The sequence below is a fragment of the Aristaeella hokkaidonensis genome, from assembly GCF_018128945.1.
In the GTDB taxonomy this organism is placed as follows: Bacteria; Bacillota; Clostridia; order Christensenellales; family Aristaeellaceae; genus Aristaeella; species Aristaeella hokkaidonensis.
The window spans coordinates 3,168,458-3,185,024 of sequence record NZ_CP068393.1; the positions used below are offsets into that span (position 1 = coordinate 3,168,458).

At 54.5% G+C, this 16,567-nt stretch carries 10 protein-coding genes; 4 read left to right on the forward strand and 6 right to left on the reverse strand.

Annotated features, from left to right (window positions below; genetic code table 11):
- Nucleotides 1–380 precede the first annotated feature (380 nt).
- Complete coding sequence (locus tag JYE49_RS14225; RefSeq protein ID WP_179217359.1) at nucleotides 381–3,374, forward strand: transglycosylase domain-containing protein; 2,994 nt, start codon at nucleotides 381–383, stop codon at nucleotides 3,372–3,374.
- A gap of 228 nt (nucleotides 3,375–3,602) precedes the next feature.
- A complete protein-coding gene (locus tag JYE49_RS14230; RefSeq protein ID WP_093957619.1) occupies nucleotides 3,603–4,307 on the forward strand; it encodes a CvpA family protein in 705 nt (234 codons plus the stop codon).
- A gap of 199 nt (nucleotides 4,308–4,506) precedes the next feature.
- Here the strand turns inward: JYE49_RS14230 and JYE49_RS14235 are convergent, their stop codons facing one another.
- From JYE49_RS14235 to JYE49_RS14260, 6 genes are all read right to left on the reverse strand, one after another.
- Nucleotides 4,507–5,634 (reverse strand): ABC transporter ATP-binding protein, encoded by a 1,128-nt coding sequence (locus tag JYE49_RS14235; protein WP_093957618.1) that lies wholly within the window; start codon nucleotides 5,632–5,634, stop codon nucleotides 4,507–4,509.
- Nucleotides 5,635–6,068: 434 nt separating this feature from the next.
- Entirely contained in the window at nucleotides 6,069–6,938 is an 870-nt protein-coding gene (locus tag JYE49_RS14240; protein ID WP_283399405.1) for a sugar ABC transporter permease, read from the reverse strand.
- Nucleotides 6,938–8,473 carry a carbohydrate ABC transporter permease gene (locus tag JYE49_RS14245; RefSeq protein WP_093957617.1) on the reverse strand — a complete coding sequence of 512 codons (1,536 nt, stop codon included), beginning with the start codon at nucleotides 8,471–8,473 and terminating at the stop codon, nucleotides 6,938–6,940. Before JYE49_RS14245 ends, JYE49_RS14240 begins: the two co-directional genes overlap by 1 nt.
- Nucleotides 8,474–8,583: 110 nt before the next feature.
- Nucleotides 8,584–10,107 carry an extracellular solute-binding protein gene (locus JYE49_RS14250; protein ID WP_093957616.1) on the reverse strand — a complete coding sequence of 508 codons (1,524 nt, stop codon included), beginning with the start codon at nucleotides 10,105–10,107 and terminating at the stop codon, nucleotides 8,584–8,586.
- Nucleotides 10,108–10,319: 212 nt separating this feature from the next.
- Complete coding sequence (locus tag JYE49_RS14255) at nucleotides 10,320–12,281, reverse strand: glycosyl hydrolase 53 family protein (protein ID WP_179217358.1); 1,962 nt, start codon at nucleotides 12,279–12,281, stop codon at nucleotides 10,320–10,322.
- Nucleotides 12,278–13,306 (reverse strand): hypothetical protein, encoded by a 1,029-nt coding sequence (locus JYE49_RS14260; protein WP_093957615.1) that lies wholly within the window; start codon nucleotides 13,304–13,306, stop codon nucleotides 12,278–12,280. The genes JYE49_RS14255 and JYE49_RS14260 overlap by 4 nt, the downstream gene beginning before the upstream one ends.
- Before the next feature lie 121 nt (nucleotides 13,307–13,427).
- On the opposite strand from JYE49_RS14260, the gene JYE49_RS14265 reads away from it, so the two are divergent.
- Nucleotides 13,428–14,996, forward strand: a complete 1,569-nt coding sequence (locus JYE49_RS14265) for an alpha-amylase family glycosyl hydrolase (protein WP_179217357.1) — start codon at nucleotides 13,428–13,430, stop codon at nucleotides 14,994–14,996.
- Nucleotides 14,997–15,085: 89 nt separating this feature from the next.
- Nucleotides 15,086–16,549 (forward strand): C69 family dipeptidase, encoded by a 1,464-nt coding sequence (locus JYE49_RS14270; protein WP_093957613.1) that lies wholly within the window; start codon nucleotides 15,086–15,088, stop codon nucleotides 16,547–16,549.
- Nucleotides 16,550–16,567: the final 18 nt, after the last annotated feature.

The window sequence follows — 16,567 nt, forward strand, 5'->3', positions numbered from 1 at the left end:
AAGGTTTATATCTCCGGAGGAGATCTCTCCATGCAGAGCCCTTTGGGCTCTTTAGTCGAGATGACAGCGAGGAAACGATGATGTTCCGGATAATTGGATGAAACGTGGAGGAAAAAGAACGAGATCTCTCCATGCGGAGCCCTTTGGGCTCCTTAGTCGAGATGACAATGTGGTGTCAGCGATGTTCCAGATGGGTTCTGGTTACTGTGAATGATTCATGTCTCTGGGTGTCCTGCCTGTTTATCCGGAAGGAAAAGCGGCCGGGGATCGTTGTTTTTTCGAAGGATGGTTTTTGGACAAGGAAAGCGATCTATGATATTATAAACTGTCTTGGTATAAGCTTTTCGCGCCATGACAAACGGTCAAACCGGAGGGTTAGAATGTTCGGTAAGAAGAAACGGGAAGAAGATAACTTCGAAGAATTCGAAGAATATTCTTCCGATGAAGGCTACGAACCGCAGTTCCCTGAAAACAGGGATCCTGATGCGTATGACGAGCCGATGGATGAAGCGGAGTATTATCCCGAAGAGTCCGGATATGATGAATACGAGGAAACCTACGACGGAGAAGAGGCCTACGACAACGAGGCTTATGAAGAGGAATCTTCCTGGGCGCGGGATGACGAGGAGTACGATGAGGATTATGACGAGGAGCCGGAAGACAAACCGGAACCCCGCAGTATTTTCCGCCCGGAAACCCGGAAACCGAATTTTGTCGTCAGTGTGCTGCTGAACACGATCAGGGTGCTGATCGTGATTGTGGTGCTTGCCGGTGTGGCCGGACTGGGCGCACTGGCCGGAATTGCCAAGGGTTATGTGGATACGGCTCCCGAACTAAACCTGGTGGCAATGGATACCCAGGCACAGACGTCATTCATTTATGATTGCAACAGCAATCTGATTACAGAATACAAAGGAACAGAAAACCGGGTGCTGGTATCGCTGGACGCGATGCCCAAGATGCTCCGCAATGCTTTTATCGCGGTGGAAGACGCCCGGTTCTATTCCCATAACGGTGTGGACCTGAAGCGTATTGTGGGTGCACTTGTGTTCAACCTGACTTCTTCCTCCACACAGGGCGGTTCCACCATTACCCAGCAGCTGATCAAGAATACCCTGCTTTCCTCGGAACAGAGCTATAAGCGGAAAATCCAGGAGGCCTATCTGGCCCTGCAGCTGGAAAACCGGTACACCAAGGATCAGATCCTGGAAACCTATCTGAACACGATTTTCCTGGGTGAAAACTATTACGGTGTACAGGTGGCAGCACAGGGCTATTTCGGTAAGAACCTGGGCGAACTGAGTATCCGGGAATGCGCAATACTGGCCGGTACGACCAACAACCCCTACTACTATAATCCGCGGCGGAACCTGTACACCCGGAAGAGTGATGAAAAGGACTATGCCGCGGTAACCAACAACCGGACGAATTATGTGCTCCGGTGCATGTATGAAAACCAGTTCATTACCAAGGAACAGTATGAAGAAGCCCTGAACCCGGCCACGGCAAACGTACTGCAGGAGGCTCCGTCGTCCGGAGACAGCATGTACAAGTACCCCCATTACGTGGAGTACGCCGTGAAAGAAGTTGTAAACATCCTGCTGGAACTGAATGGCCTGGAAGATAACTCAACGAACCGGGCAGCCATGGAAAACAAGCTCCGTACCGGCGGTTACAGGGTGCAGCTGGCAATTGATCCCAATATCCAGGAGACGGTGGAAACCACGCTGCAGAACTGGAGCAAGTATCCGTCCCTGCGGGATCCGTCTGATAAGGTGTTCCGAACCAAGAACTCCGACGGTACCTATACAGAAACCATTGAACCCCAGGCGGCTTGTGCGGTGCTGGATTACCGGACGGGCGAGCTGAAGGCGATCGTCGGTTCCCGGACTGAAGTGACAGCAAGGAAGACCCTGAACCGGGCTACAGACATGAAGATGCCGGTCGGTTCTTCCATCAAGCCGATCGCGGTTTACGCGCCTGCCCTGGAACTGGGCTGCAGCCCGGCTACAGTGGTTTACAATATGCCGATACCGATTTCCGGCTGGAAAGATTCCAAGGGTAATGACTCCTGGCCGAAGAACTACGGCGGAGGCGGATACGTGGGTCCCGAAACCCTGCGTACTGCTATGGCCAAGTCCCATAACACGTCCGCGGCATCCACCCTTATGTCCTATGTAGGTGTGGAACGCAGCGTGGACTTCCTGCACCGGCTGGGTATTGACGACGGCCATATTGACGCCACACCCTTCGGCCTGAGCCTGGGTTCCTCCGGCATCACCCCGCTGCAGATGACCGTTGCCTTTGGCGTACTGGCCAACGGCGGCGTGTATCAGGAACCCATCTCTGTGCTGGGTATTTCTGATTCCGCCGGTCATACTATCTGGGATGGACACCAGCACCAGGACCGCCGCAAGGTTTTCTCTCCCAGTACTTCCTGGCTGATTGTAGACATGCTGAAGACCGCGGTACAGAGCGGTACCGGTACAAGCGCTAAAATCAGCGGACAGATCGTCGGCGGCAAGACGGGTACAAACTCCGACCAGAAGGGCGTATTCTTCTCAGGTATGACCGGATACTATGCTTCCGCCCTGTGGGTCGGTCATGACAACTATAAGGCACTGTCCTCCAAGTCCACAGGTTCCGGCGCGGCTGCGCCGCTGTGGCAGGCTTATATGAGCAAGATCCACCAGGGCCTGGACAAGAAGGACATCCTGGACGGTAATCCTTCCGACTACGGCCTGGTGAAGGTAACCACCTGTGCGGTGAGCGGCCAGCTGGCAACAGATGCCTGCCGGAACGACGCGATGGGATACGGTGTGGTGACCGACTGGTGGGCCAAGGGAACCGAACCGACTGTGAACTGCCAGATGCATACCAACATGACAGTCTGTGCTGAGTCCGGAATGCCGCCTTCTCCCAATTGTCCGTATACTGTGACACGCGGCGTAGTAACGATCCCGACAGGACATCCCCTGTATAACCTGCTGGGACAGTACCAGTCAGTCATTGAGGAATACCTGGGATCGACGGCTGTGACAAGCAATACGGTCTGTACTCTGCACAACGGATTCTATCAGCAGCCCACGATGCCTGATCAGTTCCCCGGATATGACCAGGGCGGCTATCAGGGCGGTTACGACCAGGGCAGCTATGATCAGGGCGGCAACGATCAGTCTTTTGCTGACGCCAGACAGGTGCTGACGATGGCGGAGACCATGATGGCCTCCATGGACCCGAACAGCGAGCAGTACCGTGCGATCCAGAACGCGGCGGATTACCTGCGGATGCTGATCGGCGGAGGCGGGGCGAATCAGTCCGATGTGATGAGCGCCATGCAGACCCTGACGCAGGCGCTGGGAGGAATTTATTAATGGAATTAATAAATTCCTCCAATGCATAATTCATAATTCATAATGCATAATGACAGAGTGCTCCGCTGAGACGGGGAAAAGAAACGAGATCTCTCCACGCAGGCGCGAAGCGCCTTTGGTCGAGATGACAGTTCGGAACGCAGATGTTCCGGACAACATTCGGAGAAAGTTTGTATTATTGAAGAATACATTATCATGATCCGGGAAACAGGAGGAAGAAGAGATTAGATGAACATTGTGGACATTGTGATCCTGGCGATCCTGGGACTGAGTATACTGGTAGGACTGTACCGTGGATTTATCTCTTCTGTGGCGTCCATGGGTGGATGCCTGCTTTCCCTTGGCCTCAGCTTCTGGCTGAGCCCGAAGCTGGCAGGAGTGATCCAGAACAATCCTGAAATTCTGCGTACCCTGGCGTCCTATACTGACGCGGCAACGAAGCTGGGCGACCAGACCTTGGCAGGAAGCAGTGTTACGTCCCTGACTGAGAACAGCATTACGGAGATCCTGAATAAGGTATCCCTGCCTGCTCCGCTGAACACCCTGCTGCAGAACAACCTGACAAACCAGGTTTACGGTACGGCCGCAGACGTGGGAACCTATGTTTCCCAGACGATTGTCGGCGCTATCCTGAATGTGATCTGCTTTATTGTATGTTTCCTGGCGCTGCTGCTGGTGATTCACTTTGTGATCAACTTCCTGAAAGTGGTCTTCAAGTTCCCGGTGCTGAAGCAGCTGAACTCCCTGGCAGGCGGTGCCTTCGGGCTGATCCGCGGCGCACTGCTGTGCTTTGTGGCTTTTGCCCTGCTGCCCCTGGTCCAGACCCTGCTGCCGGTTAATAACCTGAACCAGCTGGTGGAAGCCAGTGCCCTGGCACCGCTGTTTAACAGCGGGAACCTGATACTGGCGATTATGAACGGGAAGTTATTCTGATGAGGTAGGAGGTAGGAAGTAGGAGGGAGGAGGTTTTCTTTCCTTCCTGCTTGTACCAAAACCAAAATCCAGCGGTCTGTACACAGACCGCTGGATTTTTTTCTTCTGTATTTCTTTCAATTATTTGTTTAAATCAGGAAGCACAATAAGGTCTCTATCTCCTACTTCCTACCTCATACCTCCTACCTAATTGACGGCTTCAGGCGTCGATAAGGCTCTTTTCTGTGGCGGGATCGAAGAGGTGCATGACCTTCGCGGGGAAGGTGATGTACAGCTTGTTGCCAAAGGTCAGGCTTTCACGCTGTTCCTTCGTCAGGTCCACAGTGGGGAGACGGACAATGATCTTGTCATTGTTCTGGCTGGACAGGTGCAGATGCAGCTCGCTGCCCATCATTTCATTGACGTCGATGGTGCACTCAATGGCGCCTTCCGCGTTGTCAAACAGCACGGCAGTGTGTTCCGGACGGACGCCCAGGATGATTTCCTGGGAACCGACGCCCTTCTGCTCCAGAACTGCATTCTGTTCTTCATTCAGGGGCAGCTTTACGCCAAGAATATCCACAACGTATCCGCCGGCTGCCTTTTCCAGGTTTGCCTTCAGGAAGTTCATCTGGGGGCTTCCGATGAAGCCGGCTACGAACAGGTTCACAGGGGTGTCGAACACTTCCTGGGGTGTACCGACCTGCTCAATGAAGCCATCCTTCATGATGACGATCCGGTCGCCCAGGGTCATGGCTTCCGTCTGGTCATGGGTAACGTAGATGAAGGTGGTATCCAGCTTCTGGCGCAGAAGAATGATTTCGGCGCGCATCTGGTTGCGCAGCTTGGCGTCCAGGTTGGACAGCGGTTCGTCCATTAGGAACACCTTGGCGTTCCGGACCATGGCGCGGCCGATGGCTACGCGCTGGCGCTGGCCGCCGGACAGGGCGCGGGGTTTCCGGGTCAGGTATTCGGTGATACCCAGAATCTGCGCCGCGTTGGTGACGCGCTCGTAGATCTCATCTTCGGGCATCTTCTTCAGCCGCAGGCTGAAAGCGATGTTGTCGTATACCGTCATATGCGGATACAGGGCGTAGTTCTGGAAAACCATGGCGATATTCCTGTCCTTGGGCTGCAGGTCATTGACGACCTCGCCGTCGATTTCCAGGGTGCCTTCGGAGATGTCCTCCAGACCGGCGATCATCCGCAGGGTGGTGGACTTGCCGCAGCCGGAAGGTCCGACGAAGACCACAAACTCCTTGTCCGCGATTTCCAGGTTAAAGTCATGAACTGCCGTGACTTTGTTATCGTAAATCTTTTTGACGTCAGTCAATTTTACGCTTGCCATACTATATTTGCTCCTTCCATTCGCCGGTATTTCAATTCAGAATTCAGAATTAAGAATTCAGAATTAATAGTTGACTGCTTTTCATAACCCCGTTTCTGGGTGCTGCGGGTAAAGATTTTACCCTTTACCGCATCCGCAACCTCAATCGTCGCTGCTTTTCCGCAATCTCAATGGTCGCAACTCCACACTGTGGAGCTTGCTCCCTTTCGATTGACCTCACCTCTGACGGAATTTCAGCCACTGGCTGCCCTCAGAGGTTCGCCCTGGAGCGCGCTCACCGCTCGTTTCGGCAAGGATTCGCGCGCGCACCGCGGGCGGCATTCCCGCCTCGCGCACCGCGCACGACAGGACTCCGGGTCGCTTTTGCCTATGGCAAATGCCCCACCGGGGCACCGCGTCCCTCGCTCCCCACCTCGGAGTCACTGTCAAAGGCTTTAGCCTTTGACTGCGCCTCCTGTTACACCCTCAACGTAATACTTCTGCAGGAAGAGGAAGAGGAGTGTTACGGGAATTGCCACCAGTACGCCGCCCGCGCAGAACATGGTGTAGTTGTTGTTGATCTGGTCCGGCGTCAGCCAGTTGTACAGACCGACCGCCACGTTCATACCGGCGGATGCGCCGAAGGAAATGTAGCGGGCAAAGACGTAGTCGCCCCAGGGGCCCATGAATGCCGTCAGGACTGTGTAGATGACGATGGGTTTGGAGAGCGGCAGGATGATCTTTTTCAACACCTGGAAACGGGTCGCCCCGTCGACACGGGCGGCTTCATCCAGCGATTTGGGGATGGTGTCAAAGAAACCTTTGGACACATAGTAGCCCATACCGGAGGAGGCGATGTAGACCAGGATCAGACCGGGAACTGCGTTGGCCTGGGTAAGGCCCAGGTCCTTCAGCACGCGGTACAGGATAATCATGGTCAGCATGCCGGGGAAGAAGCCCAGGATAAGCATGAACCTCATCAGGGGTTTACGCATCTTGAAACGGAAACGGCTGAGCGTGTAGCTCATGCACAGCACGATGACCGTCTGGAAGAGTGCGGTAAAGACGGAAATAATGAAGGTGTTTGTATACCAGCGGGTAAAGTCTGAGGAGAACAGCTTCCGGTAGTTGTCCAGGCCCCAGACTTTGGGCATCACGTAGCCCACCTGCCAGGTGCTTTCCACCCGGAAGGACTGCAGCACAATGCAGAAGAAGGGGATCAGCCAGATGGCGCTGATGGTGATCAGAAGAATATAGATCAGCGTGTTGCCCAGCGTTCTGGAGGCCCGCAGTCCCATGTGACGCTTCATACTTGATTCACTCATCACTGGAAGTCCTCCTCATTCTTAATACTCGGCAGCAGGTTGTAGACGATCAGTGCAATGATCGATACCACAACGAAGACCATGATACCGATTACAGAAGCCAGGTAATATTTGGACTCCGCACCGGTACTGATCTTGAACAGCCAGGTGATCAGCAGATCCGTATAACCCACGGAGCCTGAAGCCGACGATGCTGCCGGGTTCGTCGGCGCGCCTCCCGTGAGCAGGAAGATCACGTTGAAGTTGTTGATGTTGCCTATAAAACTGGTCAGCAGGTACGGTCCTGTGATGAACAGCATATATGGAAGCGTGATTTTCGTATACTGCTGCCAGGGATTGGCACCGTCAATACGGGCGGATTCATACAGGTCCGCCGGAATGTTCATCAGGATACCGGTGGCCATCAGCATCAGGTACGGAATACCGATCCAGATGTTGATGAGAATGACGCTGACCCGGGCCCAGGTGGCGTCTTCCCAGAAGGGAAGGGCTTTATCAATCCAGCCCAGGCTCATCAGGGCACCGTTCACGATACCGTCCTTGGCGAACATCTTGGACACATACAGCAGGGAGATGAACTGCGGAATGGCGATGGTCATGACCAGGATCGTCCGCCAGAGCTTTTTGCCCTTGATGCCCTTCTTGTTGATGGCCATAGCCACGAACATGCCCAGGAAGTAGTTGGTGAAGGTGGCGAAGAAAGCCCACATCAGCGTCCAGGACAGGATTTCACCGAATGTGGCCGCATAGCTCTGGGTTCCGCTGGCACTCTTCCAGGAGAACAGGGTGTTGAAGTTATCCAACCCTACCCAGTGGAACAGGTTGCTGATGTATCCGTCATGAGCGCCGTCATAGTTGGTGAAGGCGACCAGGATCATGAAGATGAGCGGCAGAACAGTAAAGATGATGATGCCGGTCAGGGGCAGCGACAGCAACGTCTTATGGAAAGACTCATCCACCATGGAATGCAGGTCTTCCTTTGAGCTTTTCAGCCTTTTGCCGGCGGCCAGGATCCGCTCCGCCTCCTTGTTCTGGCGGATGTTGACCCGCCAGGTGTAGATGAAGGCGATGATGAAGAAGATGGTCAGCACACTGTAGAGCAGGATCTGGAAGGAGTTGTCGTTGTATGTATGGACATATGCATCGTAGATCTCGTCATATGTCTCTGTGGGGCCGACCTTGCCCAGGGAGGGCATCATGGACAGCCAGTATGCTCCGGACAAGATCATGTATCCGATAAATACAATTTCAAACAGCAGGAACAGCAGTCCCCGCAGGATCTGTCCCCTGGCCAGGCAGCCAAAGCCCATGACCAGGTAACTGAGTTTGGTTTTCCAGTCGCCGTTGACAAAGGTGGTTACGATATCCTTTGCCTCCCGGCCGATGGCGGCGACGCCTGACTTCAGCGCTCCCCCAATCCTCTGAAATGCATTCAGGGTTGCCTGGGGGATTTTGGCGAAGAAGCGCCCCACCTTATACCCGAGTCTCCGTCCTTTGGACAGCTTCAGGTATTCCAGGTCACTGAGCTGTGCCATATCCGTGATCCACTCCTCTCCTGTGCATGGAAAATCCGAAATCGGCCGGAGCCGAAATGTTCTTCAGCTCCGGCCGAAAATGATCGAGTCAGATTCTGATTATGTTGTTATCAGTTCTTCACGATGGTGATGGCAGTGCCGTCCCAGGTCACGGTGTAGTTGCCGGGCTCTGCGAACACGATGTTGTTGTCGGGGTTGTCAGCACCCAGATCCTTGATCAGTTCAGCACCGGTGGTAACCTGAGCGAAGCCCTTGTCAGTGCCCCAGTCAGCGGGCTTGACGATACGGCCGCCCATGTAGTCGCTTTCCGGAACGTCCAGCGTCAGGGCGCCATCCTTGAAGTAGTAGGTGTCAGCTTCGTCAGCGTTGTTCCAGCCGTTCCAGGCACCTACGAACAGCAGGGCGTTGGCATCCAGCTTCAGGGATTCGTTGATCTTGTTCTCGTAGTTTACGAGGACCTGCTTCAGGCCTTCTTCATCCGTGGCATCCTTGGCTTCGTCAGCAATAACATTGCCGATGTTCCACCAGGCACCGCTGATTGCGAGCTGAACCTGTCCGTATACCTTCTGAGCATACACAGCAGCCAGGATCGGGTCATTCAGAACAGCTTCATCAGCCTGGGCTTCCAGGTTGGCGGGGCCCCAGCCGTTGGAGGCATGACGCTCCAGGGAGCATTCCTTGCCGGTCAGGAACTGGGCCAGCTTGTTCAGGGCGGCGTTCTTCACCGGATCTTCCTGCGGCTTAATGCCCATGAGCTTGAAGCCGAAGAAGCTGCCGATGTGATAGGCGGTACCGTCGATGTCATAGGAAGGCAGGTCCGCAACGCCCAGGTTGTCGCCCAGGATCTGCTTGGCAGTGGAGGAACCCCAGGTGCCGGAGACCACGATGGCGGAATTGCTTTCGAAAGCGGAAACTTCGGAGCTGCTGTTCCAGCAGTCGGAATCCAGCAGTTTCTTCATGCCCTTCAGGGCGATCAGGCCCTTGTCGCTGTTGAAGTTATCCACAACGCCCTTGGCATTGCCGTCGGCGTCCATAACCCAGGTGGAGGTGCAGCCGGCATCGCCGAAGAAGAAGCCGGCGGAATACCAGACGTTCTTCAGATCGAAGGAGAAGTACTTACCGGCCTTCTCGCAGTCTTCGATCAGCTTTTCGAGGGAGTCAATATCCTCGTCCGGGATGACGCTCTTGTCATAGTACATGAAGTAGCCGTTGTCCGCGGTCAGCGGGTAGGCATACATTGTTCCGTCAACGGTGACAGAAGCAACGGAGTCAGCATCGTAATTCGCGGTGACGAATTCGGCAGCCTTGGTTCCCAGCTTGGCCAGGGCCTTGGCGGTCAGCAGACGGGACAGCTGGTCCTGCGCGAAGCAGTAGATGTCAGCGCCGGCTTCAACGTCCTGCACCATGTTGCTGGCAGCGTCGCCTTCACCCATCTTTTCGATGGTGGCTTTGAAGGTGATGCCGTCTTCGTTGGTTTCATTGAAACGCTTGATCTGAGCTTCGGTCAGGTCAACGATGGCGTCAGCCACCCAGACCTTGATTTCGTATTCTCCGGCCAGACTGGACGCAGAAGCGAAAGAAACCATGGAAAGTGCCAATGCGGCGGCCAATACGATGGCGAGGAATTTTTTCATGGAGTGATCATCCTTTCAATAATTATTTTCATTCTTTTTTGTCGGACGACAAATTCTCCAAAGAGCCATGTGACTTTTGGGAGAAATTATGCCGTTTCGACTGTGTGCATATTTTATAGCAGAGTCCATTTTTTGTCAACAACAAATTTTCCGAAAACCCTTATTTTACGTAATTGGTATCGTTTCCGATAATTTGAAAACCCGGAGGCCTTTTACCGTAAAGAATTGAGCATTGCGTCGTCGATTTTTCCCCAGGCTCCATTGCCGGTTCCCTGGCACTTTACATAGATGCCGACGGTCACTTCCGTACCGGCGGGATGATCAAATTCCGGAATGATTCCCTGGTTCCAGCTGTTCCAGCCGGTAATAGGAATCTGTTCCGACCTGGAGACCTCTGTGCCGTCCACTTTAGCATAAGCATAGATATCGGTGGCACCGCAGTCGCCGCCCATGACGGACAGGGCGAACCGGAACTTTCCTTCCGGCAGGTCGCTGACTGTCTGCTCCAGGGTGAATTCCACGCTGTCCTGCGCGGCACTCCAGAAATGCATATGCTTTGAACCAGTAAGGGAATCGGTTTTCTTATCCTCTATATACAGTTCATCCGCTTTCTTCAGATCGGTGATGACCCAGGCACCGCTGTCTTCCTCAAAGCTGTAATCCTGCAGGTAGTTATATTCAACCATGGAGACAAAACACTTTGCCTCCATACCGCCGGCTTCCCCGGTGATCACATACTGCGCGGGGCCGGAGGCGTGCATTGCCTGATCTTCTTCCTCCGAAAGATTCCAGGTGACAGGGACAGCCTGGCGGCTGTCATCCGTCATGACGGCATTGACTGTTTCCGGAAGGACCAGGGGCATATTCAGGTCGCAGATGAGGTCCGGCTCTTCCAGTGCATCCGGGACCGGCTCGATTTCATTGCCGGTGCGCATCAGGCTGAAGACTTTCAGGGATTCCAGCGCGTTTCCTTTTGCGTCAAAGAAAGCCTGGTTATCCACGGCGCTGCCGCCATAGTATTTTCCGGCATCTTTCGGATCATACACGGAGGCATAGCTGGAAGCCCATCCGGAGCCGTACTGTTCCCAAAGCTCATGATTCTCTTCCCAGCTGTTTGTTCCCACGGTGATCCAGGCACCTTCCCAGTAGCAGATGCCAATCCCGGAGGGCGTACGGTTTACGATGGTATCCGTGATATTCCGGATGCAGTTGGCCTGGCCCTGGACAGTGAAGGGATAATCCGTGACGATTCCGCCGCCGTCACCGATGGTATTGGCGGAGAAATCCGTATCCTCCGCGGTAAAGGCATAGGAGGTTTCCATGACCATGATCTTTTTGCCGTAGGTTTCGGCAATCTCTGTCAGGATTTCGGAAAGATTGTCCAGGGTACCGTGCCAGTAAGGATAATAGGAAGTAGCAAAGACATCATACTGGATCAGGCCGTACTGTTCATAATAAGCCATCTTGGAAGCATAGGTCCGGTAGCTGTCCGGCTTCTCGGGATTGGCAAAATGCAGGGCAATCAGGGCTTCCGGATAGACTTCCTTCACGGCACGGGAACCGGCGTCCATGAGATGGGCGATGTCCCGCCAGATCTTTTCCCCGCAGAGAGCGCCGTTGGTTTCATTGCCCAGCTGAACCATGCCCACATCCACACCGGCATCCTTCAGCTGCTTCATGCAGTCAAGGGTATATTTATATAATTCTTCTTCCTTTTCATCGATATCCAGCTTTGCCCAGGCACGGGGAACCATCTGCTTGCCCGGATCAGCCCAGAAATCGGAATAGTGGAAGTCCACCAGCAGCTTCATGCCGCAGGCAGTCGCCCGTTTGCCGATTTCCACGGCATTGAGGATATCGCAGTTGCCGCCGCCGAAGCCGCGGCCTTCATTATCATAAGGATCATTCCAGACACGAACGCGGATATAGTTGATTCCGTTTTCCGCCAGCAGGCTGAACAAATCGATTTCTTTCCCGTCGAAATCATAGTACTTCACGCCGCTTTTTTCTTCGGCGAGCACGCTGGAAATATCCATGCCGAAGATGAAGTCTTCCGGCAGGTTTTCTACCTTCTTTACATACAGCGTGTCGGAAGAAGACTCCGCCCCGGTGGACAGGCAGGGCAGGAACAGGAAAAGAATCAGGGCCGGGATCAGGAACATGCGCGCGTTCATCTGGTTTCCTCCTCTGTTTTCAGGTTCATGAACAGTTCGGCACCCTGCCGGGCCAGTCCGTCCTCCAGGTGGGCGGAGGCGGCGCCGAGATACAGGCGATAGGTTTCTTCCGGTGTATAAAGAATCCAGGTATCGGCAACAGAGACACCGGACTCCGGATCATGGACAAGAACGCTTTCCTCACCGGGAGCGAACCAGTCCGCGAACTGTTCCAGGTCGCTGTCCGGAACGATATAGAGGTCAGCGGCCCGGAGCGCGTCCGAGCCGAACATGGCGTAGGTGAAGGGATGAACCTGCACCATACGGATGGGGGAGGGCAGTCCTTTTTCAAGCAAGACAGCCAGTCGGGTTTCATTCTGTACTTCTCCGTCTATATAGAGGGTCAGTTTATTGGCCGGGACGGTATCTGTGATCTGATAAAACACAAAGCTGGAGAAGAAAACGGCGACCAGCGCCCAGATCCCCAGCAGGGGCAGCAGCTTTCCCCACTGCAGCCGGGCCGGGCGGCGGGAAGCACCATTCGACTTTTCCGCAGGGGCCTGTTCCAGCGTCTCCGCACCGGCAATATAGCTGTGGGCCAATGCCAGACGTACCCGGCTTCCGTCCGGAGGCATCCTGGAAATCCAGCGCTCATCCAGATTCAGCCGCGCCGGCTCTTCCTCCCCGGTGTCCAGCAGAACCTTCCGGATCCGGATGCTCTTCGGAATCCGGATGGTTTCACGGGTCAGGGTGATCCGCCCTTCCCGGAAATCCTTTTCGCCCTTCAGGAGCATGTCCAGGTGACCGGCCTGTGTGCGGGCTTCCTTTATGCCAAGCTGATAAACGATAACGCAGATCCAGCCCATGACGACAGTGACAGCCATGAGCACCAGGTGGAGCGTATCGGCGTTTTCCGTGCGTACCAGCAGGCACAGCACAATGAAGGTGATAAGGGTTAAAACAATCAGGATCCGGAAGGCGGCGGTCAGCCGTTTATCACGGTTTTTCCATGCGGACAGTTCGGCTTCGGTACTAAACCATTCCATATATACGGTACATCCTTTTTTCGCTTGATTAACCGCAATATAGCATTTTTTCCCTTCCTTGACAACCGGTCTGCTTTGGTTCATGATACAAGGGAAAGCTGCGGAAAGAGGGGGAATAACTGTGAAACGACTGGTCATCCTGCTTTTGGTTCTGGTACTGTTGAGCGGTGTTTCCGCCGCTGAGGAAAAGGGTCTGGATATGACAGATAATTATCGGGTGTTCTATGAAATCTTTGTCGGTTCCTTTTCAGATTCCAACGGGGACGGCACCGGAGATCTGCGGGGCGTTATCAACCGGATGGACTACCTGAACGATGGGGATCCGGTTTCAGGCAAGAGCCTGGGAATAGAGGGAATCTGGCTGACGCCGGTTTTCGCCTCTCCGTCCTATCATAAATACGACGTGACCAATTATTATCAGATTGATCCGGCTTTCGGCACGGAGGAGGACCTGAAGGAACTGATTTCCCTGTGCCATGAGCGGGGAGTGAAACTGATCCTGGACCTGCCGCTGAACCACACGGGCGAAAACAATGAGTGGTTCATCAACTTCCGGAAGGCGCACCAGGCAGGGGATATCGATGATCCCTTCTACAACTTCTACACCTGGATGCCTTCCGAGGAACCGGCGCCCGCCGGCAGGCGCTTCCGGAATATGAGCAGCCTGTCGCTGAAGGTGGAGGCCAATTTTTCTGACCAGATGCCGGAACTCAACTTCGACAATGAGCAGGTACGGCAGGCGGTGCTGGACGTTGCGGCCTACTGGCTGAATCTGGGCGTGGATGGATTCCGGTTTGACGCCGCGAAATATCCCTACTACGGCGAACATGAAAAGAATGCCGAGTTCTGGGTATGGTACATGGATGAACTGAAGAAGATCAATCCGGATATCTATACCGTGGCGGAGGTCTGGGACGGGGACGCCATTACGGACCGTTACCTGAAAGCTTTCAACTGCTTCCATTTCTCCACGGCCATGGTGGAGGGCCTGATCGCGGAAACCGCCCTGGGCGGAGACGTGAACCGGTTTGTGCAGGCCACCCAGTCCTATCTGGATAACATCCACGCCATCAATCCTGAGGCGATGAACATTCCGTTTATTGCAAACCATGACACGGACCGGGCTGCGGGATTCCTGACCGTAGCCAGCGGCAGTATGCATATGGCGGCGAACCTGTATATCCTGATGCCCGGATCTCCCTTCATCTACTACGGTGAGGAAATCGGCCTGCGGGGCTCCAGGGGCGGAGCCAACACCGACGCAAACCGGCGGCTGGCCATGTTCTGGGGAGACGATGATACGGTACAGGATCCGGTGGGAAGCAACTACGACAAGTCCAAGTTCTCCTCGGTGGCAGACCGGGAAAAGAACAGCTCCTCGATCCTGTGGCACTACCGGAAGCTGATTGCGCTCCGGAAGGCCAATCCGGAGATTGCCAGGGGCGAATACACGGCCCTGAACTTCAAAAACACAAAGCTGGGCGGCTTCCTGTGCACGCTGGACGGCAGCACAGTCGGCGTATTCCACAACACAACGGAGAAGACGCTGAAGGTGAACCTGGCGGAAGCAACAGATCAGCGCTTCACGGAAATCACCGCGTTCCTGTCTGTGGATCCTTTCGAAGGATACGCGGAGCTGGACGGAACGGTGCTGACGCTTGGTGGACAGACGAGCGCGGTCTTAAGATAATGAAGAATGAAAAATGAAAAATGAAGAATTAAATGTTTTTCTGAATACCGTGATGCGGTATTCAGAAAAGAAAACGGAGGAAGAAAATAATGCCCTGTACTACTGTGCTGGTGGGACGGAAAGCCAGCAACGACGGTTCCACAATGATCGCCCGGACGGACGACGGACACTTTGACGTGAAGAAGCTGATCAAGGTGACCCCCAAGGATCAGCCGAAGAAATACAAGAGCAAAATCTCCCATGTGGAAATTGACCTGCCGGAGAATCCGCTGGGCTACACTTCCTGTCCCAGCGTGGATCCGAAGGAGGGAATCTGGGCGGCTACGGGGATCAACGAGGCTAACGTAGGCATGACCGCCACGGAGACCATCACCTCCAATCCCCGGGTGCTGGCGGCGGATCCGCTGGTGGTTTACCAGAAAGCCAAAAGCCGGAAGGAAAAAGATGTTCCCGGCGGTATCGGGGAAGAAGACATCGTGGTGCTGGTGCTGCCCTATATCCGCACAGCACGGGAGGGCGTTGAACGGCTGGGGAAACTGCTGGAGCAGTACGGAACCTATGAATCCAACGGCATCGCCTTCAACGACGAGCATGAGGTCTGGTGGATGGAAACCATCGGCGGACATCACTGGATGGCCCGGCGGATTCCGGAAGACCGGGTGGTCATTATGCCGAACCAGTTCGGCATGGATGAGTTTGACCTGAAGGACGCCTTCGACAAGCAGGAAGCGCATCTGTGCTCCGCAGACCTGAAGGAGTTCATCCGGGATAATCACCTGGACCTGAACCAGGACGGAAAGTTCAATCCGCGGAATATCTTCGGCAGCCGCCGGGATATGGATCATATCTACAATACGCCCCGGGCCTGGTTTATGGGCCGGTACCTGACCCCGACGGGCTACAGCTGGGACGGACCGAACGCGGAATTCACCCCGGAAAGCGATAATATTCCCTGGAGCCTGAAGCCGGACCGGAAGGTGGCGGCGGAGGACGTGAAATACATGCTGTCCAGCCACTACCAGGGCACGCCTTATGATCCCTACATCGGACGGGATACAGGCTGCCGCGGTATGTACCGGTCCATCGGTATCAACCGGACTGGCGTGACCAGCATCTGCCAGATCCGGCCGGACGTACCGGACGCCATCAAAGGTATTGAATGGATCGTTTTCGGTTCCACCACCTTCGGCGCTGCCCTGCCGGTGTACACGAACGTCAGCGTGATGCCGGACTACCTGAGCAAGGTGACGCTGGATACTTCCACGGAGAACTACTACTGGAGCAGCCGGCTGATCGGCGCGCTGGCGGATCCCTGCTATGCTTCCACCGTACAGAATATCGAACGGTATGAACTGACCGTGATGACAAAAGCCCGGACGCTGATCCGGGAATACGACCGGAAAATGACGGAATCCGGCAATTTCTCCCTGACGGAAGAAGCCAATGAGAAGCTCAGCGCCATGGCGAAGGAGGAGACGATCTCCACCCTGAACAAGGTGCTGCTGACAGCCAGCGAAAAGATGAAGAACGGCTATAACCTGGCGGACAACTGAGAGAATAGCAGAAAACAG

Bases quoted from the DNA above. Each gene is read 5' to 3' on its own strand.
- JYE49_RS14225 (WP_179217359.1), top strand. From the start codon at position 381: ATGTTCGGTAAGAAGAAACGGGAAGAAGATAACTTCGAAGAATTCGAA.
- JYE49_RS14230 (WP_093957619.1), top strand. From the start codon at position 3,603: ATGAACATTGTGGACATTGTGATCCTGGCGATCCTGGGACTGAGTATA.
- JYE49_RS14235 (WP_093957618.1), bottom strand. From the start codon at position 5,634: ATGGCAAGCGTAAAATTGACTGACGTCAAAAAGATTTACGATAACAAA.
- JYE49_RS14240 (WP_283399405.1), bottom strand. From the start codon at position 6,938: ATGAGTGAATCAAGTATGAAGCGTCACATGGGACTGCGGGCCTCCAGA.
- JYE49_RS14245 (WP_093957617.1), bottom strand. From the start codon at position 8,473: ATGGCACAGCTCAGTGACCTGGAATACCTGAAGCTGTCCAAAGGACGG.
- JYE49_RS14250 (WP_093957616.1), bottom strand. From the start codon at position 10,107: ATGAAAAAATTCCTCGCCATCGTATTGGCCGCCGCATTGGCACTTTCC.
- JYE49_RS14255 (WP_179217358.1), bottom strand. From the start codon at position 12,281: ATGAACGCGCGCATGTTCCTGATCCCGGCCCTGATTCTTTTCCTGTTC.
- JYE49_RS14260 (WP_093957615.1), bottom strand. From the start codon at position 13,306: ATGGAATGGTTTAGTACCGAAGCCGAACTGTCCGCATGGAAAAACCGT.
- JYE49_RS14270 (WP_093957613.1), top strand. From the start codon at position 15,086: ATGCCCTGTACTACTGTGCTGGTGGGACGGAAAGCCAGCAACGACGGT.